Source organism: Streptomyces sp. NPDC043996, from assembly GCF_056435225.1.
In genome coordinates this window covers 302,623-323,484 of the sequence record NZ_JBWKEY010000014.1, presented here as the reverse complement: position 1 = coordinate 323,484, position 20,862 = coordinate 302,623, and the positions used below count along the sequence as shown (strand labels likewise).

Here is a 20,862-nt window from a genome sequence, read left to right as displayed (position 1 = left end):
CTTTCCGGCTTCCCGGTCCGTTCCGATTTCCTCGGTGCTTTCCGGCCTTTCGGCCTTCCTGCGGTGTTGACTCTATCAGATCCTTTCGGGCCTGACTCCCAGTCAACCGGGTTTGTCTTCCTGGCCGTTGGGCCGTTCCGACGAGTGAGACTTTAGCGGAATCTCGGCTCCCGACCTAATCGGGGGCGTTCCTTCGAACGCCGATTCCTCATTTCGCAATAAGCCATAGAAACGAGACGACGACGCCCTTCGCCGAAACGAAGTGACTGTGCGTCGATCGCTTGAATGGTTCTTGCGGAATGGCTGCCCGGGGACCGACCAGAGGTCGACGCTCACGTCGGGCAACTCGGAGAACACTACGTTCCGCCTCTAGGGGTGTCAACTCAGGGCCTCGGAGGGCTACTGTGGGCGCATGACTACGCACGCGTGCACCCAGCTGTGGTGGGCCGCCTGACGGCGGCCGTACTCACGCGTGTACTCAACGGCCGCCGCTTCGGCGGCCGTTCGCGTATCTCCCTCCGGAGGACCTGAACCCGGCCGTCGGGGCGACGGCCCCGTTCTGGAGGTGGAGAGAAGACATGACGCGGATCTTCAGCGGGATCAAGCCGACCGGGCACCTGACCCTGGGGAACTACCTGGGCGCCATCCGGCGCTGGGCTGAAGTGGATCAGCACCGGGCCGACTCCTTGTTCTGTGTCGTGGACCTGCACGCGCTGACCGTGGACCACGACCCGAGCCGGGTGCGCAGGCTCAGCCGGCAGGCGGCGACGCTCCTCCTGGCCTCGGGCATCGACCCCGAGCTGTGCACTCTCTTCGTACAGAGTCACGTGGACGAGCACGCCCGGCTCTCGTATCTATTGGAGTGCGTCGCGAACGACGGCGAGATGCGACGGATGATCCAGTACAAGGAGAAGTCGGCGGTCGAGCGCGAGCGGGGCGGGAGCGTGCGGCTCTCGTTGCTGACGTATCCCGTGCTGATGGCGGCGGACATCCTGGCGTACCGGGCCGACGAGGTGCCGGTCGGGGACGACCAGACGCAGCACGTCGAGCTGACGCGGGACCTGGCGGTGCGGTTCAACCAGCGGTACGGGCACACGTTCGTGGTGCCGCGGGCGACACGGCCCGAGGTGGCCGCGCGGGTGATGGACCTGCAGGACCCGACGTCGAAGATGGGCAAGTCCCACGAGTCCGGGGCCGGGATCGTCTATCTCCTCGATGAGCCGGACGTGGTGCGGAAGAAGATCATGCGGGCCGTGACGGACAGCGGGGGCGAGGTCGTGTACGACCGCGAGAACCGGCCCGGGGTCTCGAATCTGCTGGAGCTCCGCGCCGCTTGCGAAGGTGGGAACCCGGAAGCGCTGAGCGGTGTATATGAGTCGTACGGGGCGCTGAAGAAGGACACCGCGGACGCCGTGGTGGAGCTGCTGCGGCCCGTGCGGGAACGGCACAAGGAACTGGTGGCGGACTCCGCGTATCTGGAGGAGGTGTTGCGGGCCGGGGCCGAGCGGGCCAGGGGGCTGGCGCGACCGACGGTCGATGCCGCCTATCGAGCGATCGGGCTGCTGCCCCCTGCGGTCGAGGTGCCCTCGGGCGTGCCGGTGAACGCGGCGCGGTAGGCGCGTGGGCTGGTGGCGAGGCGCGATGCGAAGTGCTGTCGCATCGTGATCTCGCTGCCGAAGCCCGCACGGCGGGCCACCTCGGGCATGGGCAGGTCGGTGCGTTCCAGAAGCTTCTGCGCGGCGGCGACGCGCTGGTCGAGGAGCCAGCGCAGGGGGGTGGTGCCGGTCGCCGCGGTGAAGTGACGGGCGAAGGAGCGCGCCGACATGCCCGCGCGGTGGGCGAGGTCGGCGACGGTGAGCGGCTCATGGAGGTGACGGAGGGCGTATTCACGGACGGAGGCCAGGGCGTCGGCGTCGCGGTCGGCGCGGGGAGTGGGGTGCTCGATGAACTGCGCCTGACCGCCGGTACGGAAGGGGGCGGTGACCATCGAGCGGGCGATCGTCGCGGCGGTTTCGGAGCCATGGGCCGTGCGGACCAGATGCAGGCACAGGTCGATGCCGGCGGCGGTGCCCGCCGCGGTCCAGATGTTGTGGTCCTCGATGAAGAGGGCGTCGGGCACGACGTCGACACGGGGGTGATGCGTGCGCAGCAGTTCGACGAGATGCCAGTGGGTGATGGCTCGGCGGCCGTCGAGCAGGCCCGCTTGGGCGAGGGTGAAGGCGCCGCCGCACAGGGCCGCGATGGGGACGCCCCGGGTGTGGGCGCGGCGCAGGGATTCGAGGATCGGGGGTGGTGCGGGAGTCAGGTGCTCATCGAGGCCGGGGACGACGATCAGGTCGGTGCCAGTCAGGCGGGTGAGCCAGGCGAGGGTGCGGTCGGGGGTCAGGCTCAGGCCACCGCGCATGGGGACGGGCGCGGGGTCGGCGGCGACACGGTGCAGCTGGAAAGGGGGGACGCCCCGGTCGGTGCGGTCGGCGCCCCAAACCTCGGTGATCACGCTGACGTCGAAGGCGCGGATGCCGGGGAAGGCGAGCAGGGCGACGCGCTGGGGGCGCACCGGCTCCGGGCGCGGCTGCTCCGGGGGGACGGGCGACGGCCCGGTGGCGGGTGGCTCGAAGGTGAGCGGCTCGCTGGCGGGCGGCTCGCTGGCGGGCGGCTCACTAGCGGGTGACTCGACGGCAGACGGCACGCTGGCAGTAAACCATCGATCAGTGGCTTTTGTAGCCCTGGGATGGAGTGCCTCCGGGCGGCAGCATCGAGGGCATGGAGATCACGGAGAACGCGGCACTGGTCGTAGTGGACGTACAGCGGGGCTTCGAGGAGGTGGAGCACTGGGGAGCGCGGAACAACCCGGGGGCGGACGAGAACATCGCCGCACTGATCGACGCGTGGCAGACGACGGGGCGGCCGGTCGTGTTCGTACGGCACGACTCGCTGAAGCCGGACTCGCCGCTGCGGTCGGGATATGCGGGCAATGAGTTCAAGGAGTACGTCGAGGAGCGGCGTGGGAAGGGGGCCGGTGGCGAGCTGCTGGTGACGAAGAGCGTGAACTCGGCTTTCTACGGGACGCCGGATCTGGACGCCTGGTTCAAGCAGGCGGGGATCTCGCAGTTCGTGGTGACCGGGATCCAGACCAACATGTGCGCGGAGACGACGGCGCGGATGGGCGGGAACCTGGGGTACGACGTGCTGTTCGCGCTGGACGCCACGTACACCTTCGACCTGGAGGGCCCGTTCGGCTGGCGGCTCGGCGCGGAGGAGATCGCGCGGGCGACGGCGGTGTCCCTGCACGGGGGCGGGTTCGCGCGGGTGGTGACGACGAGCGACCTCATCACGGCGGCGGAGCTGAGCAGCCCGTCCGGCGTTTGAGGGCGAGGCCGCAGGCCGATGGCGGGGGCGAGGGGCACAGCCCTCAGCCCCCGGCGCGGGCAAGCACGTAAGTAAGGAGAAGGAAGGGAGGGGTCAGCCGCCGTTGCCGGAGGCGAGCTCGCGGCTGCGGTCGCGGGCGGCCTCAAGGGCGGCGATGAGGGCGGCGCGCACCCCGTGGTTCTCGAGTTCGCGGATGGCGTTGATGGTGGTGCCGGCGGGGGAGGTGACGCTCTCGCGGAGCTTCACCGGGTGCTCGCCGCTGTCGCGGAGCATGACGGCGGCGCCGATCGCGGCCTGGACGATGAGGTCGTGGGCCTTGTCGCGGGGCAGGCCGAGGAGGATGCCCGCGTCGGTCATGGCCTCGACGAGGAAGTAGAAGTACGCAGGGCCGGAGCCGGAGAGGGCCGTGCAGGCGTCCTGCTGGGTCTCGGGGACGCGGAGCGTCTTGCCGACGGCGCCGAAGACCGCCTCGGCGTGGGCGAGGTGAGCGGCGGTGGCGTGGGTGCCGGCCGAGATGACGGACATGCCTTCGTCGACGAGGACGGGCGTGTTCGGCATGACGCGGATGACGGGGATCTCCGGGGCGAGGTGGTCCTCGATGAAGGAGGTGGTGATACCGGCGGCGGCGCTGACGACGAGGCGCTCGGGGGTGATGTGCGGGGCGAGCTCGTGGAGCAGGGCGGCCATGTCCTGCGGCTTGCAGGCGAGGATGAGCGTGTCGGCGTGCTTGGCGGCGTCGGCGTTGCTGACGGGGTCGACGCCGTAGCGGGTGCGGAGTTCGTCGGCGCGCTCCTGGCGGCGGGTGGTGACCAGGAGGTCGGCGGGCGCCCAGCCGCTCCGGATCATGCCGCTGAGCAGGGCTTCGCCGATCTTTCCGGTGCCGAGTACGGCGATCTTCTGGCTCGGCTTGCGCGACTGGCTCATGAGCGAGGGCCTCCCGGGGTGCGTCGTTCGGGGCCATCCTCGCATCGGTCGGGGCGGCGTCGGCGGGGTGTCCGCTGAGCGGACGCTCCGGGTGGCGGACTCCCCTGGCCTGGCGGACTGCCCGGGTGGTGGGGTCAGGCCGTGCGGCGGCGGAGGGTGGCGGCGCCCAGGGCCAGGACGAGTACGGCGCAGCTGGCGACGATGGCGGCGTCGCGGACGAAGTCGCCGGTGATGTCGGCCTTGCGCAGGACTTCGTTCATGCCGTCGACGGCGTACGACATGGGGAGGACGTTGGAGATGGCCTCGAGGACGGGCTGCATCCGCTCGCGGGGTGTGAACAGGCCGCAGAGGAGGAGCTGGGGGAAGATCACCGCCGGCATGAACTGGACCGCCTGGAACTCGGAGGCGGCGAAGGCGGAGACGAAGAGGCCGAGCGCGGTGCCGAGCAGGGCGTCGAGGAGGGCCACCAGGAGGAGGAGCCAGGCCGAGCCGGTCACGTCCAGGCCGAGGCCCCACAGGGCGAGGCCGGTGGCGAGGGCGGACTGGACGACGGCGAGGGCGCCGAAGGCGAGGGCGTAGCCCGCGATCAGGTCGCCCTTGGCCAGGGGCAGGGCGAGGAGGCGTTCCAGGGTGCCGGAGGTGCGTTCGCGCAGGGTGGCGATGGAGGTGACCAGGAACATCGTGATCAGCGGGAAGATGCCGAGCAGGGACGCGCCGATGGAGTCGAAGGTGCGGGGGCTGCCGTCGAAGACGTAGCGCAGGAGCAGCAGCATCACGCAGGGGACGAAGACCATCAGCGCGATGGAGCGCGGGTCGTGGCGGAGCTGGCGCAGGACGCGGGCGGCCGTGGCGAGGGTGCGGTGGGTGTTCATCGGGGGCTCCGGTGGGGGGTGGGCGAGCTGGGGGCGTGGGCGGCGTTCGCCGCGTCGACCAGGTGGAGGAAGGCGTCCTCGACCGTGCTGGAGCCGGTGCGGGCGCGCAGGGCGTCGGGGGTGTCGTCGGCGAGGATCTCGCCCTCGCGCATGAGGAGCAGCCGGTGGCAGCGCTCCGCCTCGTCCATGACGTGGGAGGAGACCAGGATCGTCGTGCCGCGTTCGGCGGCGATGGTGTGGAAGAGGTTCCACAGGTCGCGGCGGAGTACGGGGTCGAGGCCGACGGTCGGCTCGTCGAGGACGAGGAGCTCGGGGGTGCCGAGGAGGGCGACGGCCAGGGAGACGCGGTTGCGCTGGCCGCCGGAGAGGTTGCCCGCGAGGGAGTCGGCGTGGTCGGTGAGGTCGACGTCGGCGATGGCGCGGTCGACGTCCTGGCGGCGGCGGGCGGCGGCGGGGCCGCGGCCGGGGGTGAGGACGGCGGCGAAGTAGTCCAGGTTCTGGCGGACGGTGAGGTCGTCGTAGACGGAGGGGTCCTGGGTGACGTAGCCGATGCGGGAGCGCAGGGCCGGGGTGCCCGCCGGGTGGTCCAGGACGGTCAGTGTGCCGGTGACCTTGGCCTGGGTGCCGACGACGGAGCGCATCAGCGTGGACTTGCCGCAGCCGGAGGGGCCGAGGAGGCCGGTGATCTGGCCTCGCGGGACGGTGAAGGTGAGGCCTCGCAGGACGGTGCGGGGGCCTCGGACGGCGGTGAGGGAGTGGGCGTGGATGGCGGGGGTGGTGGGGGTGGGGGTCGTCGGGGTCGGGGGTGAGGTCGAGGTATTCATCATGTGATGAATATTGCGCGCGGGGGGCCTCTCCGTCAAGGGGTTGCGGGGGTGTGCCCCTACGCGGGACGGGCTGGACCGGGCCGTTGGCCTGGTCCAGCCCGTCCTGTGGTGGGTCTGGTGGGGTTTATGGGGTCTGTGGGGTCTATGTGGGGGGCGGTGGGTGTGTGGGGGTGGGTGGTGGGGCCTCGCGGTGCGCCCCAGGCCCGCCCCTTCCCGAAACCGGGGCTGCCGCCCCGGGCCCCGCTCAACAGCAATTGGCGCTTCGCGCCTCGTCCTCAAACGCCGGACGGGCTGAATTTGTCCTCTATCGCCGGACGGGCTGAAACACCCGCTCGTCCTCAAGCGCCGTCGCTACTTCTGGTGGCGTTTGCGTTTGGACGGGTTGCCGGTGCGGCGCTTGGTGCGGCGGGTGTACTGGGTGCGGGCCTCTTCGTACTCCTCGCGGTGCAGCTTCTCGCCCGGGGCCTCCTTCAGGGAGCGGAGGAAGTAGGCGAGCAGCGAGCCGATGAAGCCGATGCTCATCAGGGAGCGCATGGACGCCACCGAGCGCGGGTCGTGCCGCTTGGAGAACCCCTCCCAGGTGCGGCGGAACGCGATCGCGCTGCAGATGGCGAACATGACGACCACGAGCAGGTTCACGAACGTGCCCACGTTCGCGATCTTCAGGCCGTCGTACGCGAAGCGCAGCACCAGGCAGCCCGCGACGGCCGCGGCGAGCGAGCCGACCGCGACGCCGACGCGGCGGAGGCCGTAGCCGTCGGTGTGCTCCAGCCACGTCGTGCCAAAGAAGCGGAGGGGCTCGGGCCGGGGTCCCGCGGGGGTCGCTCCGGTCGGTTCGGTCCGTGGTTCGTCGCTCACACCCTCGATTATCGCCCGGCCGGGCCCCTGGGCCGCCGCGGCTCACGCGCCCCCGCGCCCCGGCGAGCCACGCCGAATTCATCCCCCGCCTTGCCGCGCCTCCCGGCCGGGCCGCTAATTTGTGCGGACAGGCAAGATGACGGGGGACGACCGGCACGGGGAGGTCGAAAGAGGTGTCGCTCCGCTCGGGGGACCCTGAGGAGATCGGTGGCTATCCGCTGGAGGCGCGGCTCGGCGCGGGCGGCATGGGCACCGTCTTCCTCGCGCGCACGGCGTCGGGGCGGCCGGTCGCGATCAAGCTGATCCACCAGCAGTTCGCGAACGACGACGAGTTCCGCACGCGTTTCCGGCAGGAGGTCGCGGCGGCCCGCCGGGTCAGCGGCGCGTTCACCGCGGCCGTGGTCGACGCCGACCCCGAGGGGCGGCACCCGTGGATGGCCACCGCGTACATAGAAGGCCCCACGCTCGCCCAGCGCATCGCCCGGGGCGGCCCCATCGGCGGCACCGAGCTGCGCACGCTCGCCATCGGGCTCGCGGAGGCGCTGCGCGACATCCACCGCGCGGACGTGGTCCACCGCGATCTGAAGCCGTCCAACGTCGTGCTGTCCGCGGAGGGGCCGCGCGTCATCGACTTCGGCATCTCGCGCGCCGCCGACCAGCAGACGCTCACGATGACGGGGCGGGTCATCGGCACGCCGCCGTTCATGTCGCCGGAGCAGTTGCAGACCCCTCGGGGCGTCGGGCCTTCGTCGGACGTCTTCTCGCTCGGTACGTTGCTGGTGTACGCGGCGACGGGGCAGGGGCCCTTCGACGCGGACTCCCCCTATATGACGGCGTACCAGGTCGTGCACGAGGCCCCGGCGCTCGACGACGTGCCGGGCGCCCTGCGTGCGGTGGTCGAGCCCTGTCTCGCCAAGGACCCCGCCGTCCGCCCCACCATCGACGAACTCCTCGTACGGCTGCGGGACCTGCCCGGGGAGCTGGGCGTGGCGCGCGGCCGCGGCAACCGCACGCGGGACACGGACACCCAGCACCACCTGCCCGGGGACACGGGAAGCACGGCGGGCGCGAGGGGCGCGGAGAGCCCGGGGAGCACGGGGAGCACGGGAAGTACAGGAAACGCGGAGTCCGGGGCCGGGGCGTCGGGGCTCGGGCGGCGGTTGCGGCGGCGGTGGCGGCCCGTGCTCGCCGCCGTCGCGGCCGTCGCCGCGATCGCCGCCGGTGTCGCGCTGCTCCAGCCGAACACCACGAGCGGCTCGGACGGCGGCTCCGGCGGTCCCGACGGCAAGGACCGCACCGTCGCCGCCACCGGCGCGCCCCTCCCCCGCGGCTTCGAGGCCTGGCGGCAGTTCGTGCCGCCCGGCCAGGCGAAGATCACGGACGAGCTGCGCTGTGTGCCCCGGGGCGACTCGGCGTACTGCGGGGGCGGCGGCGTGGTCGCCACCCGCGTCCGCCTCGCCGACGGCAAGCGGCTGTGGACGGCGCACAGCCCCGGCATCCCCCCGCAGGGCACCTACTTCGTCGGTCTCGCCGGTGACACGGTCCTCGGCTACCGGATGCCCCCGGACGACACGGGGCGCGGCTCCGTCATGGCCCTGGACGCCGCCACGGGCCGGACGCTGTGGTCGGCCCCGTACGGCGGCCAGTCCCTGGCTCTCACCGGCCGTGAAGCGGACGCCGTGGTGACCGGCACCACCGTGCTCACCACCGACGCGGGCCGCACCCGCGTCGAGGCCCGCGCGGCCCGCTCCGGGAAGGTGCTGTGGCGGACCCCGTTCCCGTCGGGCGACGCCTGCGCGCCGCTGGCCGCGGGCGGGCGGGCGTATCTGATGTGCGGGTCGAGGGAGCAGACCAGGAGGGCCGAGGTCCAGCACGCGACGGTGCGCGGCATCGACCTGCGGTCGGGCGCTCTCGCCGGGTCGGTCGCGCTCGACGGGCCGCACCAGGTCCTCGGCGCGCACGGCGGGCGGCTCCTGCTGGCCAAGCGGCACGTGAGCGAGGTCGGCGTGATCGCGTACGACGCGCTCGTCAGCCTCGACGCGGACCGCGCGAAGGCGACGACGGCGCGGCTGGCGAAGCGGCAGGGCGGGGCGCCCGCGCTCGCCGGCGCGTCGGTGTACTTCACGCAGCAGAACGGCGAGGTCAGCGCGGTCGACGCGGGCTCCGGCAAGCTCAAGTGGACGCGTCAGGCGGGCGTGGAGGGCGCTTCGGGGCCGGTCGCCGGGCCCGGGGCGCTGTACTTCGCCTCGGCCAGCGGCCGGGTCGCGGCGCTCGCCCCGCGCGACGGCGAGCGGCTGTGGACGACCGACCCGAAGACGAACGGGTCGTCCAACGAGTACGGCGCGAGCCCGCGCGTCGCCCTCGCGGGCCGCGCGGCGATCGTCACCGGCACCGGGAACCTGGTGTACGCCTTCGACACGGCGAAGCCGCCGAAGTCCGGATGACCCGGGCTCCGGCGGCCGTAAACCGTAAGGAGCGGCCCGTGGCCCGTAGGCCCCGGGTCAGCAGCGCGGTGCCACGTACCCGTTGCTGCCAGTCCTGACGTACGTGTCGGAGACGTACCGGCCGCTGCCGATCTTGTCCCATATGTTCGAGGTCCCCGTCGGCCCCGTGACCCGCTCGCCCGGCTTCTGGCAGCTGATGGTGACGAGGGCGCCGGCCTGGACGCGGCCGACCTTCTCGTACGAGGTGCCGGGTCCTGAGCGGACGTTGACGTCCTCGACGACGGTGTAGCGGCGCGCGGTGGCCGCCTCGATGGTCAGTGCCGCCCCGTCCGCCACGTCGGCGGTGCTGGGCATCGTCAGTTCTTCGCTGCTCATGGTGATCCCCCGTATGTCCCCGTGTTCCACGTGAAACGGGCGGCGCGGGCCGCCCATGGCATGTACTCCACACCATAGACGCGCCCGCGCGCTACACCAGTTGCAGGACAAACGAGGACAGTCGCCCCGGCCGCCGGGTTCAGCCCAGCCGCGACACGTCCCGCACGGCGCCCTTGTCCGCGCTCGTCGCCATCGCCGCGTACGCCCGCAGGGCCGCCGAGACCTTGCGCTCACGGGACTTGGGGGCGTAGACGCCGCCGAGGGCCTCGCGGCGGCGGGCCAGTTCGGCGTCGTCGACCAGGAGCTCGATCGTGCGCCCGGGGATGTCGATGCGGATGCGGTCGCCGTCCTCGACGAGGGCGATGACGCCGCCGGACGCCGCCTCCGGCGACGCGTGGCCGATGGACAGGCCCGACGTGCCGCCGGAGAAGCGGCCGTCGGTGACCAGGGCGCAGGCCTTGCCGAGGCCGCGGCCCTTGAGGAAGGAGGTGGGGTAGAGCATCTCCTGCATGCCGGGGCCGCCCTTGGGGCCCTCGTAGCGGATGACGACGACGTCGCCCTCCGTGACCTGCTTGTTCAGGATCTTCTCGACGGCCTCGTCCTGCGACTCGCAGACGACGGCCGGGCCCTCGAAGGTCCAGATCGACTCGTCCACGCCCGCCGTCTTCACCACGCAGCCGTCGACCGCCAGATTGCCCTTGAGGACGGCGAGGCCGCCGTCCTTGGAGTAGGCGTGCGCGACGTCGCGGATGCAGCCGTTCGCGGCGTCGGTGTCGAGGGTGTCCCAGCGCTCGGACTGCGAGAAGGCCTCGGCGGAGCGCTTGCAGCCGGGGGCCGCGTGCCACAGCTCGACGGCCTCGCCCGAGGCCGAGCCGCCGCGGACGTCCCAGGCGTCGAGCCACTCCTTGATGGAGGAGGAGTGGACGGTGTGCACGTCCTCGTTGAGCAGCCCGCCGCGGTACAGCTCGCCGAGGATCGCGGGGATGCCGCCCGCGCGGTGCACGTCCTCCATGTAGTACGTGCCCTGCGGGGCGACGTTCGGGGCGACCTTGGCGAGGCAGGGGACGCGGCGCGAGACGGCGTCGATGTCGGTGAGGTCGTAGCCGACCTCGGCCTCCTGGGCGGCGGCGAGCAGGTGCAGGATCGTGTTCGTGGAGCCGCCCATGGCGATGTCGAGGGCCATGGCGTTCTCGAACGCGGCGTGGGTGGCGATGTTGCGCGGCAGGACGGAGGCGTCGTCCCCGTCGTAGTAGCGCTTGGCGATCTCCACGACCGTGGCGCCCGCGCGCTCGTACAGCGCCCGGCGGGCGGTGTGCGTGGCGAGGACCGAGCCGTTGCCCGGCAGGGACAGGCCGATGGCCTCGGTCAGGCAGTTCATGGAGTTGGCCGTGAACATGCCGGAACAGGAGCCGCAGGTCGGGCAGGCGTTCTCCTCGATGCGGAGGATGTCCTCGTCGGAGACGTTCTCGTTCGACGCGTCGACCATGGCGTCGATGAGGTCGAGTTTTCGGACGGTGCCGTTGACCAGGGTGGCCTTGCCCGCCTCCATGGGGCCGCCGGAGACGAAGACCGTCGGGATGTTCAGGCGCAGGGCGGCCATCAGCATGCCGGGCGTGATCTTGTCGCAGTTCGAGACGCAGATCAGGGCGTCGGCGCAGTGGGCCTCCACCATGTACTCGACCGAGTCGGCGATCAGGTCGCGTGAGGGCAGCGAGTAGAGCATGCCGCCGTGGCCCATCGCGATGCCGTCGTCCACGGCGATCGTGTTGAACTCGCGCGGGATGCCGCCCGCCGCGCGCACGGCCTCGCTGACGATGCGGCCGACCGGCGCCAGGTGGGTGTGGCCCGGCACGAACTCGGTGAAGGAGTTGGCGACGGCGATGATCGGCTTGCGGCCGATGTCCGCGCCCGGTACCCCGGAGGCCCGCATAAGGGCGCGCGCGCCCGCCATGTTGCGGCCGTGGGTGACTGTGCGGGACCTCAGCTCGGGCATCGTCGCTCGCTCCTCAAGAGTCATGCTTCGGGGCATGTGTGACTACGGCCGAGCGTACGCCGATGATCCAAGATCCGGACAGGGTGTCCGGATGACGGGACGGATGTCTCACGTCTCCGTAGGGCGCCTCACGTCTCCGTAGGACGCCTCACGTCTCCGTAGGGGTGGGTGCGGGGGCGGTGGCGGTCCCGGGGAACCCGGTCAGGTGCCCCTGCACCACCGGCGCGAGCCTGGCGACCAGCTCCTCCACGTCCGCCGACGCCAGGGGCTCGATCTGGATGACGTACCGGAGCATCAGGACGCCCACCAGCTGCGCGGCCGCCAGTTCGGCGCGCAGTTCCGCGTCGGGCAGGCCCAGGGTGCGGGCGATGCGGGCCAGGATCTGGCTGGAGACGAGGCGGCGGAAGACCGCGGCGGCCGTCTCGTTGTTCACCGCCGAGCGGACGATCGCGAGCAGCGGAGCGCGGGTCTCCGGGTTCTCCCAGATGCCGAGGATGAACCGGGTCAGGCGCTCGCCGACGCCGTCCGGCGGGCCGTCCTCGACGGCGGCCGGGGCCCGCAGGGCGGGCGCGAAGAGCACCTCGACGGCGGCGGCGAAGACCTGCTCCTTGGTGCCGAAGTAGTGGTGCACGAGCGCCGAGTCGACCCCGGCGGCCTTGGCGATGGACCGCACCGACGTCTTCTCGTAGCCGTTCTCGGAGAACTGCTCGCGGGCCGCGTCCAGGATCACCTCGCGCATGGCGGGCCCCTGCTCGGCCTGGGTGCGCGAGGGGCGGCCCCGGCGGCGGGGCGCGGGCTCGGGCGTCTGGCCGGTCACGGGCGCGGCACCTTCGCCGCGGCCGCCAGGTGCAGCCGGGTGAACGCGAGGGCCTCGGCGAGGTCGGCCTCGCGCTCGGCGCTCGACATGGCGCGCCGGGTGTTCACCTCGATGACGACATGCCCGTCGAAACCGCTGGTGGCGAGGCGTTCGAGCAGCTCGGCGCAGGGCTGCGTGCCCCGCCCGGGCACCAGGTGCTCGTCCTTCGCGGAGCCCTTGCCGTCGGCGAGGTGGACATGGCCGAGCCGGTCGCCCATGCGGTCGACCATCTGGAGGGCGTCCGTCCGTGCGGTGGCGGTGTGGCTCAGGTCTATCGTGAAGTGCCGGTAGTCGTCCTTGGTGACGTCCCAGTCGGGGGCGTACGCGAGCATCTCGCGGTCGCGGTAGCGCCAGGGGTACATGTTCTCCACGGCGAAGCGCACGTCCGTCTCGCCCGCCATCCGCCAGATGCCCTCGACGAACTCCCGCGCGTACGCCCGCTGCCAGCGGAACGGGGGGTGCACGACGACCGTCGACGCGTCCAGCTTCTCGGCGGCGGCGCGTGCTCGCTGGAGCTTCACCCACGGGTCCGTGGACCACACCCGCTGGGTGATCAGGAGGCACGGCGCGTGCACGGCGAGGATCGGGATCTGGTGGTAGTCGCTGAGGCGGCGCAGCGCTTCGATGTCCTGGCTGACGGGGTCGGTCCACACCATGACCTCGACGCCGTCGTAGCCGAGGCGCGCGGCGATCTCGAAGGCCGTCGCCGTCGACTCCGGGTACACGGAGGCCGTCGACAGGGCGACCTTCGCGTCCGGGATCCGCACCGCTGGTTCTGCCACGAAGGACAGCGTACGGGGCCCTGCCGGGGGCTCCCCACTCGGTCCATCAGCGCGCTCCGCGCGCGGGCGCCCCTTCCCGGAACCAGGGGGCCCCGCCCCCTGGCACCCCCGAAAAGCGTCGGCGCTTCGCGCCTCGTCCTCAAACGCCGGACGGGCTGGATCGGTCAGGACGCGGGCAGGTGGTCCAGTCGGCGGAGGATGACGCCCTCCCTGAGGGCCCAGGGGCAGATCTCCACCGATTCGACGCCGAAGAGGTCCATCGCGCCCTCGGCCACCAGCGCCCCCGCGAGCAGCTGCTCGGCCCGGCCCTCGGACACCCCGGGCAGCTCCGAGCGCTCGGTCGCGGTCATGGCGGCGAGCTGCGGCACCCAGTCCTCCAGAGACTTCCGCTTCAGCTCGCGCTGTACGTAAAGACCCTCGGCGGAGCGCGCCGCGCCCCCGAGCCGGGCCAGCTGCTTGAACGTCTTGGAGGTCGCGACGACGTGGTCGGGGCTGCCGAAGCGGCTGAACTCGCCCACGCTCCGGGCGATCTGGGCCCGCACGTGCCGCCGCAGCGCCCGTACGTCCCCCGGCTCCGGCGGGTCCTGCGTCAGCCAGGCCGCGGTGAGCCGCCCGGCGCCCAGGGGCAGGCTCACCGCGGCGTCCGGCTCCTCGTCGATGCCGTACGCGATCTCCAGGGAGCCGCCGCCGATGTCGAGGACGAGGAGCTTGCCCGCGGACCAGCCGAACCAGCGGCGGACCGCGAGGAAGGTGAGCCGGGCCTCTTCCGCCCCGGTGAGGACCTTCAGGTCGACGCCGGTCTCCTCGCGGACCCGGGCGAGGACGTCGTCGGCGTTGGTGGCCTCGCGCACGGCGGAGGTGGCGAACGGCAGCAGGTCCTCGACGCCCTTGTCCTCCGCGGCCTGGAGGGCGTCACGCACAGTGGCGACGAGCCGGTCGACGCCGTCGGGGCCGATGGCGCCCGCCGGATCGAGGAGCTGGGCAAGGCGCAGGTCGGCCTTGTGGGAGTGCGCGGGCAGGGGGCGAGCGCCGGGGTGGGCGTCCACCACCAGCAGATGCACCGTGTTCGAACCCACGTCGAGGACACCGAGTCTCATATACGGAACGCTACTGCGCTCGTGGCCGTAGCTGGTCCCGGGGCGGGCGTGGACGCGCATACCCTGGAGGCGTGCCAAAGACGAAAAAGACGAAGGCCGACAAATCGAAGTCCGCGCGCTCATCGGAGCCCTCGGACCTGTCGGTTCCGCTGTCGCGGGACGAGTCGGCCGCGTCCGGGAAGGCCGACAAGCCAGGCAAGCCTGACAAGGCCGATAAGCCCGATAAGGCTGACAGGGCCGATAAGGCTGACAGGGCTGGCAAGTCCGGCAAGGGTGGCAAGAACTTCAAGGCCGACAAGGCGGGTAAAGCGGTGCGCAAGCTGCGCAAGGCGGCCGCCGACGCGGCGCCCGCGGACGACGAGAAGGGCCTCGACTTCGCCCGCGCCTGGGTGGAGTTCCCGGACCCGACGGACGACGAGCAGCTCTTCCGCTGCGACCTGACGTGGCTGACGTCCCGCTGGACGTGCGTCTTCGGCAGCGGCTGCCAGGGCATCAAGGAGGGCCGCGCCGACGACGGCTGCTGCACGCTCGGCGCGCACTTCTCGGACGAGGACGACGAGAAGCGGGTCGCGGAGTTCGTGGACCGGCTGACGCCCGACATCTGGCAGCACCACGACGTGGGCCGCGAGAGCGGCTGGGTGTCGGTGGACGAGGACGGCGAGCGCCAGACGCGGCCGTACAACGGCTCGTGCGTCTTCCAGAACCGGCCGGGCTTCGCGGGCGGAGCGGGCTGCTCGCTGCACATCCTGGCGCTCAAGGAGGGCCGGGAGCCCCTTGAGACCAAGCCGGACGTGTGCTGGCAGCTGCCGGTGCGGCGGACGTACGACTGGATCGAGCGGCCGGACGACACCAAGGTGCTGCAGGTGTCCATCGGTGAGTACGACCGCCGGGGCTGGGGCCCGGGCGGCCACGATCTGCACTGGTGGTGCACGTCGGCGACCTCGGCGCACGGGGCGGGCGACCCTGTGTACGTCTCGTACCGGCCGGAGCTGATCGAGCTCATGGGCAAGGAGGGCTACGACCGGCTCGTGGAGCTCTGCGAGGCGCGCCTTGCGTCGCAGCTGCCGCTGGTGGCACCGCACCCGGCGGATCCGCCGCGCGCCTGACCCGGCCACGGGCCCGCTCAGCCCTGGCCCTGGTCCCCGCTCGGCGGGGGCGTGGAGCCGGGGTCCGTGGGCGTGGGCGCGGGGTCGGTGGGGGCCGGGTCCGTGGGGGTCGGGTCGGGGTTGGTGGGGGTGGGCGTCGGTTCGCCGTCGCCGCTCGGCGTGGGCGTCGGGTCGGGGTCGGAGGGGCCGGGGCGGGTGGGCGTCGGGCGGGGGCCCGGGTGGCTGGGCGGCCGGGAGCCGCCGTACCCCGCGAGGGAGACGACAGCGCCCGAGGGGCCGATCGTGACGCGCGCGCTCCAGTGGCCGGGCGGCTCGCGGTCGTCGTCGACGTACACCCGGATCGTGAACGATTCGCCCGGCGCGAGCGTTCCCGACGACTGGCTCAGCAGGAGCCAGGGCGCGCCGGTGCTCGCGGACCAGCGGACCGGTGAACGGCCGGACGCCGTCAGCGTGATGAGGGTGACCCCGCCGCTCGACCTGGCCTGGACGGCGATCCGTCCGGCGCCGGGAGCGGAGGGCTGCACTCCGGGGCTGATGACCTCTACGGAGACGCCCGGCTTGCCCCGTCCTGAGGCGAAGCGGGGGTCGGGGGTGGTCTTGGCGTTGCCCGCGTTCTCGTAGCTGTCGCGCGCGCGGGAGCCGTCCTTGCCGCCGGGGCCTTCGTCGGCCTCGGAGGCGCTGGAGGCGCGGCCGTCGGTGCCCTCGCCGGTCAGGGGCGCGCCTCGGTAGGCGGCCCACAGGGCGAGCACGGGGGCGGCGACGACGGTGGCGACGACCGTGGTCGTGACGGCACGCGCGCGGAAGCGCTCGCGGCGGGCTGCGTGGTCCTTGGGGTCCATGGGGAAGCCGCGCCGGTCGAAGCGGGGGCCGCCGCGCGCCCTGCGGGGCGCGCGCGGGACGTGGGCCATCGCGTGGTGCAGGGCCGCGCGCGGGGCCTCGATCAGGGGCAGCGCGGCCGGGGAGACGGCGGTGCCGGGCCAGGCGCTGGAGCCGGCGCGCTCGGCGGTGCGGCGGCAGCGCGGGCAGTCGTCGACGTGCCGGACGAGCTCGCGGCGCAGGGCGGTGCCGAGCAGCACCTGGTGGTCGCCGGTGAGGCGGGCGACGATCGGGCAGGTGCCGGTCTCGACGACGGCGAGCGCGGCGCGGGTGCGCTCCACCTCGCAGGCGGCGGAGGCGAGCAGCTCGCGGGTGGCCTCGGGGTCGAGGCCGAGGACGGCGGCGACCTCCTTGGGCGCGAGCTGGTGGCGCACGGCGAGCTCCAGGGCCTCGCGCTGCTCCGGCGTCGTGCCGGCCGCCTCCGGCCAGGCCAGCTGGGCGAGTTCGCGGCGGCGGGCGGGCTCGGGGTCGTCCGTGGCGAGCGGCGCGGCGAGCGGGGCGGGCGGATCGGTGGCGTGCGGGGCCGCGGGCGGGGTCTTCCCGGAGCCCGCGGCGTGCGCCCCCTGGCGGCCGCCCTTGCGGGCCTCGGCGAGTGCGCGCAGACACATCCAGCGGGCGAGTGCGTACAGCCACGCGCGCGTGTCGCCGTCCGGGCGGGTGCCGCGGCGCTCGGCGAGCGCGAGGACCTCGCCGAGGGCGGCGGTGGCGGCGTCGTGGTCGCACAGGACGGACAGGCAGTACGTGAACAGGCCGTCCAGGAATGGTTCGTAGCGCGCGGGGGGCGCTTGCGGGACCGCGCGCGGCACCACACGCTTGCGCGCGCCCGCATGCGCCCGGTGCGCGCCGGTGGTGTGCGTGGGGACTTCCGGACTGCTGCTCATCACCCGTGCGAAGTTAGGCGCATGATGCCGGGGCCTTCCTCCCCCTTGAGCACATTTAATCCTTACGGGTGAACAGATCCCTCAAAAGGGGACAGGAACACACGATTCCGTTGTCTGTTCGACCGCTGCCGCGCCGCAGTTTCCCGTGGCGATGGGGTGGCGCGGGCCAGCGGGGCCTGGCGGATCTTCGCGGGGTGCCCGGCGGCACTGGCGGCGGGGCGTCCGAGGCACCGGCGGCGGGGCGTCCGGCGGCGCCGACAGTGGGGCGTCCGGCGGCGCTGTCGGTGGGGCGTCCGGCGGCGCTGTCAGTGGCTGCCGCTACGGTTCCGTGCATGGCTGCCCGTACGAAGACCACCAAGGACCGTCCGTCCTACCGCTGCACCGAATGCGGCTGGCAGACGGCCAAGTGGCTCGGCCGCTGCCCCGAGTGCCAGGCCTGGGGCACGATCGAGGAGTACGGCACGCCCGCGGTCCGCACCACGACCCCCGGCCGCGTCACCACCTCGGCCCTGCCCATCGGCCAGGTCGACGGCCGCCAGGCGGCCGCCCGCTCCACCGGGGTGCCCGAGCTCGACCGGGTCCTCGGCGGCGGCCTCGTGCCCGGCGCCGTGGCGCTGCTCGCGGGCGAGCCCGGCGTCGGCAAGTCCACGCTGCTGCTCGACGTGGCGGCGAAGGCGGCCTCGGACGACCACCGCACGCTCTATGTCACCGGCGAGGAGTCCGCGAGCCAGGTCCGGCTGCGGGCCGACCGCATCAACGCGCTCTCCGACCATCTGTATCTGGCCGCGGAGACCGATCTGGCGGCGGTTCTCGGCCATTTGGACGCGGTGAAGCCCTCGCTCCTGATCCTCGACTCGGTGCAGACGGTCGCCTCTCCGGAGATCGACGGCGCGCCCGGCGGCATGGCCCAGGTCCGCGAGGTCGCGGGCGCCCTGATCCGCGCCTCCAAGGAGCGCGGCATGTCCACGCTCCTGGTCGGGCACGTCACCAAGGACGGCGCGATCGCGGGCCCCCGCCTCCTGGAGCACCTGGTGGACGTGGTGCTGCACTTCGAAGGCGACCGCCACGCCCGCCTGCGCCTCGTGCGCGGCGTCAAGAACCGCTATGGCGCGACGGACGAGGTCGGCTGCTTCGAGCTGCACGATGAGGGCATCACCGGCCTCGCCGACCCCAGCGGCCTGTTCCTCACCCGCCGCGCCGAGGCCGTGCCCGGCACCTGTCTGACGGTGACGCTGGAAGGCCGCCGCCCCCTGGTCGCCGAGGTCCAGGCGCTCACCGTGGACTCCCAGATCCCCTCCCCGCGCCGCACCACCTCGGGCCTGGAGACCTCCCGGGTGTCGATGATGCTGGCGGTCCTGGAGCAGCGCGGCCGCATCACCGCCCTCGGCAAGCGCGACATCTACAGCGCCACCGTCGGCGGAGTGAAGCTGTCCGAGCCCGCCGCCGACCTCGCGGTGGCCCTCGCCCTCGCCTCCGCCGCCAGCGACACCCCGCTGCCCAAGAACCTCGTCGCGATCGGCGAAGTGGGCCTCGCGGGCGAGGTCAGACGGGTCACCGGCGTCCAGCGCAGACTGGCGGAGGCCCACCGCCTCGGCTTCACACACGCCCTCGTGCCGGCCGACCCCGGGAAGGTCCCGGCCGGTATGAAGGTCACCGAAGTCGCCGACATGGGCGACGCGCTGCGCGTCCTTCCGAGATCGCGTCGCCGAGAGGCCCCACGGGAGGGCGAGGACCGCCGGTAGACTTTGCCCTGGTCTCGCCCATCCGTACGAACCAAGGCGTTCGGCACCGGGTTGGCCGAGGGCTCGGACAACCTGCGACCGGAGGAGTGCAGTGGCAGCCAACGACCGGGCAGCGGTTCCCGGCAAGCCCGGTGGAGGCTCCGGTGCCGACGTGATGCGCGCCTCCTTGAGCGCCGTCGCGCCGGGCACAGCCCTGCGAGACGGCCTTGAGCGCATCCTCCGGGGCAACACCGGCGGTCTCATCGTCCTCGGCTCGGACAAGACCGTCGAGTCGATGTGCACCGGCGGCTTCGTCCTCGACGTGGAGTTCACCGCGACGCGCCTGCGCGAGCTGTGCAAGCTCGACGGCGGCATCGTGCTGTCCTCGGACCTGTCGAAGATCCTGCGGGCGGGCGTGCAGCTGGTGCCCGACCCGACCATCCCGACCGAGGAGACCGGCACGCGGCACCGCACGGCGGACCGCGTGAGCAAACAGGTCGGCTTCCCCGTCGTGTCCGTCTCCCAGTCGATGCGCCTGGTCGCGCTGTACGTCGACGGCCAGCGGCGGGTCCTGGAGGACTCGGCGGCGATCCTGTCGCGCGCCAACCAGGCCCTCGCCACCCTGGAGCGGTACAAGCTCCGCCTGGACGAGGTCGCGGGCACCCTCTCCGCCCTGGAGATCGAGGACCTGGTCACCGTGCGGGACGTCACCGCCGTCGCCCAGCGCCTCGAAATGGTGCGGCGCATCGCCACGGAGATCGCCGAGTACGTGGTGGAGCTCGGCACCGACGGCCGCCTCCTCGCCCTGCAGCTGGACGAGTTGATCGCGGGCGTGGAGCCCGAGCGTGAGCTCGTCGTACGGGACTACGTCCCCGAGCCCACCGCCAAGCGCTCGCGCACAGTCGACGAGGCGCTGGCCGAGCTGGACTCCCTCACCCACGCCGAACTCCTCGAACTGTCCACGGTGGCCCGCGCGTTGGGCTACACGGGCTCGCCCGAGACGCTCGACTCGGCCGTCTCCCCGCGCGGCTTCCGCCTGCTCGCGAAGGTCCCCCGGCTGCCCGGCGCCATCATCGAGCGGCTCGTGGAGCACTTCGGCGGGCTGCAGAAGCTCCTCGCCGCCAGCGTGGACGACCTCCAGACCGTGGACGGGGTCGGGGAGGCGCGGGCGCGGAGCGTGCGCGAAGGGCTTTCGCGGTTGGCGGAGTCCTCGATCCTCGAGCGCTACGTCTAGCCCCCGGCGGGCCGCAGCGAACTCGGCGCCCCCTGCGGGGGGCGCGCCCCTTCCCCACCGCTCGCCCCGGCGCCCTCCGGCGCACACAGCCCTGCGGGCGCGCTCTCGCCGAGGCTGCCGCTTAGCGCACCGCGCTCCGGCGGGGTCGCGCCCTGGCGGGGCCGCGCCGCCCTCCGCCGCGCGCGGGTGTGCGGCCGGGCTTCCTTCGGGGGTGCCGCTTGTCGGGCCGTCCTCCGCCGCTTCGCGGCGGGTACTCCCGCCCACCCACCCGTGACCCAGCGGCGAGCGCATCGTGGGGTGGGGGTTGGGGGTTGGGGGGTGTGGTGTGCCTGGTCGCCCCGGTCGCCGGGGCGTCACGGGTGGGTGGTCCGGCGCGGAGTGGCGAGGAAGGGGGGCGCGGAGGCTGGGGTGCGGGGGAAGGGGTGCCGGGTCGCTGCGGAGTCACGGGCGGGTGGGTGGGCAGCACCGCCGCGGAGCGGCGGGGAAGGGGGCGCGGAGGCTGGGGTGCGCAGGGAGGGGCGCCGGGTCGCTGCGGAGCCACGGGCGGGCGGGTGGGCAGCACCGCCGCGGAGCGGCGGGGAAGGGGGCGCGGAGGCTGGAGTGCGGGGGAAGGGGCGCCGGGTCGCTGCGGAGGTACGGGCGGGTGG

At 73.0% G+C, this 20,862-nt stretch carries 17 protein-coding genes; 6 read left to right on the top strand and 11 right to left on the bottom strand.

Annotated features, from left to right (window positions below; translation table 11 throughout):
- Positions 1 to 578: 578 nt before the first annotated feature.
- On the top strand, positions 579 to 1,616 hold the full coding sequence (gene trpS, locus AC07A4_RS32665; protein WP_478605676.1) for a tryptophan--tRNA ligase: 1,038 nt from the start codon (positions 579 to 581) through the stop codon (positions 1,614 to 1,616).
- Here trpS and AC07A4_RS32660 read toward each other — a convergent pair.
- On the bottom strand, positions 1,544 to 2,557 hold the full coding sequence (locus tag AC07A4_RS32660; RefSeq protein ID WP_478605715.1) for a GlxA family transcriptional regulator: 1,014 nt from the start codon (positions 2,555 to 2,557) through the stop codon (positions 1,544 to 1,546). The two genes, trpS and AC07A4_RS32660, sit on opposite strands and share 73 nt — an antisense overlap.
- Before the next feature lie 206 nt (positions 2,558 to 2,763).
- Between AC07A4_RS32660 and AC07A4_RS32655 the strand changes: the two genes are divergently transcribed.
- Positions 2,764 to 3,369 (top strand): cysteine hydrolase family protein, encoded by a 606-nt coding sequence (locus AC07A4_RS32655; RefSeq protein ID WP_478605673.1) that lies wholly within the window; start codon positions 2,764 to 2,766, stop codon positions 3,367 to 3,369.
- A gap of 93 nt (positions 3,370 to 3,462) precedes the next feature.
- On the opposite strand, the gene proC is transcribed toward AC07A4_RS32655, so the two are convergent.
- From proC to AC07A4_RS32635, 4 genes are all read right to left on the bottom strand, one after another.
- On the bottom strand, positions 3,463 to 4,293 hold the full coding sequence (gene proC / locus AC07A4_RS32650) for a pyrroline-5-carboxylate reductase (RefSeq protein WP_478605670.1): 831 nt from the start codon (positions 4,291 to 4,293) through the stop codon (positions 3,463 to 3,465).
- Positions 4,294 to 4,427: 134 nt separating this feature from the next.
- Positions 4,428 to 5,165, bottom strand: a complete 738-nt coding sequence (locus tag AC07A4_RS32645; RefSeq protein ID WP_478605667.1) for an ABC transporter permease — start codon at positions 5,163 to 5,165, stop codon at positions 4,428 to 4,430.
- A complete protein-coding gene (locus tag AC07A4_RS32640) occupies positions 5,162 to 5,992 on the bottom strand; it encodes an ABC transporter ATP-binding protein (protein ID WP_478605664.1) in 831 nt (276 codons plus the stop codon). The genes AC07A4_RS32645 and AC07A4_RS32640 overlap by 4 nt, the downstream gene beginning before the upstream one ends.
- 351 nt (positions 5,993 to 6,343) lie before the next feature.
- Positions 6,344 to 6,850, bottom strand: coding sequence for an EamA/RhaT family transporter (locus tag AC07A4_RS32635; RefSeq protein ID WP_478605662.1), 507 nt, complete (start codon positions 6,848 to 6,850; stop codon positions 6,344 to 6,346).
- A 173-nt stretch (positions 6,851 to 7,023) separates the two neighbouring features.
- Here AC07A4_RS32635 and AC07A4_RS32630 point away from each other — a divergent pair, with 173 nt between their 5' ends.
- A complete protein-coding gene (locus AC07A4_RS32630; RefSeq protein WP_478605659.1) occupies positions 7,024 to 9,294 on the top strand; it encodes a serine/threonine-protein kinase in 2,271 nt (756 codons plus the stop codon).
- A 57-nt stretch (positions 9,295 to 9,351) separates the two neighbouring features.
- On the opposite strand, the gene AC07A4_RS32625 is transcribed toward AC07A4_RS32630, so the two are convergent.
- The 5 genes from AC07A4_RS32625 to AC07A4_RS32605 form a co-directional block, all read right to left on the bottom strand.
- Positions 9,352 to 9,669 (bottom strand): SH3 domain-containing protein, encoded by a 318-nt coding sequence (locus tag AC07A4_RS32625; RefSeq protein ID WP_478605656.1) that lies wholly within the window; start codon positions 9,667 to 9,669, stop codon positions 9,352 to 9,354.
- Between the two features lie 139 nt (positions 9,670 to 9,808).
- Entirely contained in the window at positions 9,809 to 11,662 is a 1,854-nt protein-coding gene (gene ilvD / locus AC07A4_RS32620) for a dihydroxy-acid dehydratase (protein ID WP_478605654.1), read from the bottom strand.
- Between the two features lie 148 nt (positions 11,663 to 11,810).
- Positions 11,811 to 12,479: a TetR/AcrR family transcriptional regulator gene (locus AC07A4_RS32615; RefSeq protein ID WP_478605651.1), complete on the bottom strand. Its 669-nt coding sequence runs from the start codon at positions 12,477 to 12,479 to the stop codon at positions 11,811 to 11,813.
- Complete coding sequence (locus AC07A4_RS32610) at positions 12,476 to 13,300, bottom strand: sugar phosphate isomerase/epimerase family protein (RefSeq protein WP_478605648.1); 825 nt, start codon at positions 13,298 to 13,300, stop codon at positions 12,476 to 12,478. The genes AC07A4_RS32615 and AC07A4_RS32610 overlap by 4 nt, the downstream gene beginning before the upstream one ends.
- Before the next feature lie 164 nt (positions 13,301 to 13,464).
- Positions 13,465 to 14,397, bottom strand: coding sequence for a Ppx/GppA family phosphatase (locus AC07A4_RS32605; protein WP_478605645.1), 933 nt, complete (start codon positions 14,395 to 14,397; stop codon positions 13,465 to 13,467).
- 311 nt (positions 14,398 to 14,708) lie between these two features.
- Between AC07A4_RS32605 and AC07A4_RS32600 the strand changes: the two genes are divergently transcribed.
- Positions 14,709 to 15,503, top strand: a complete 795-nt coding sequence (locus AC07A4_RS32600; RefSeq protein ID WP_478605713.1) for a DUF3109 family protein — start codon at positions 14,709 to 14,711, stop codon at positions 15,501 to 15,503.
- A gap of 17 nt (positions 15,504 to 15,520) precedes the next feature.
- Here AC07A4_RS32600 and AC07A4_RS32595 read toward each other — a convergent pair whose 3' ends face one another.
- Positions 15,521 to 17,260 carry a BACON domain-containing protein gene (locus tag AC07A4_RS32595; RefSeq protein ID WP_478605643.1) on the bottom strand — a complete coding sequence of 580 codons (1,740 nt, stop codon included), beginning with the start codon at positions 17,258 to 17,260 and terminating at the stop codon, positions 15,521 to 15,523.
- Positions 17,261 to 17,592: 332 nt separating this feature from the next.
- Here AC07A4_RS32595 and radA point away from each other — a divergent pair, with 332 nt between their 5' ends.
- Positions 17,593 to 19,002 (top strand): DNA repair protein RadA, encoded by a 1,410-nt coding sequence (radA, locus tag AC07A4_RS32590; protein WP_478605641.1) that lies wholly within the window; start codon positions 17,593 to 17,595, stop codon positions 19,000 to 19,002.
- Positions 19,003 to 19,093: 91 nt separating this feature from the next.
- Positions 19,094 to 20,215, top strand: a complete 1,122-nt coding sequence (gene disA / locus AC07A4_RS32585; protein WP_478605639.1) for a DNA integrity scanning diadenylate cyclase DisA — start codon at positions 19,094 to 19,096, stop codon at positions 20,213 to 20,215.
- Positions 20,216 to 20,862: the final 647 nt, after the last annotated feature.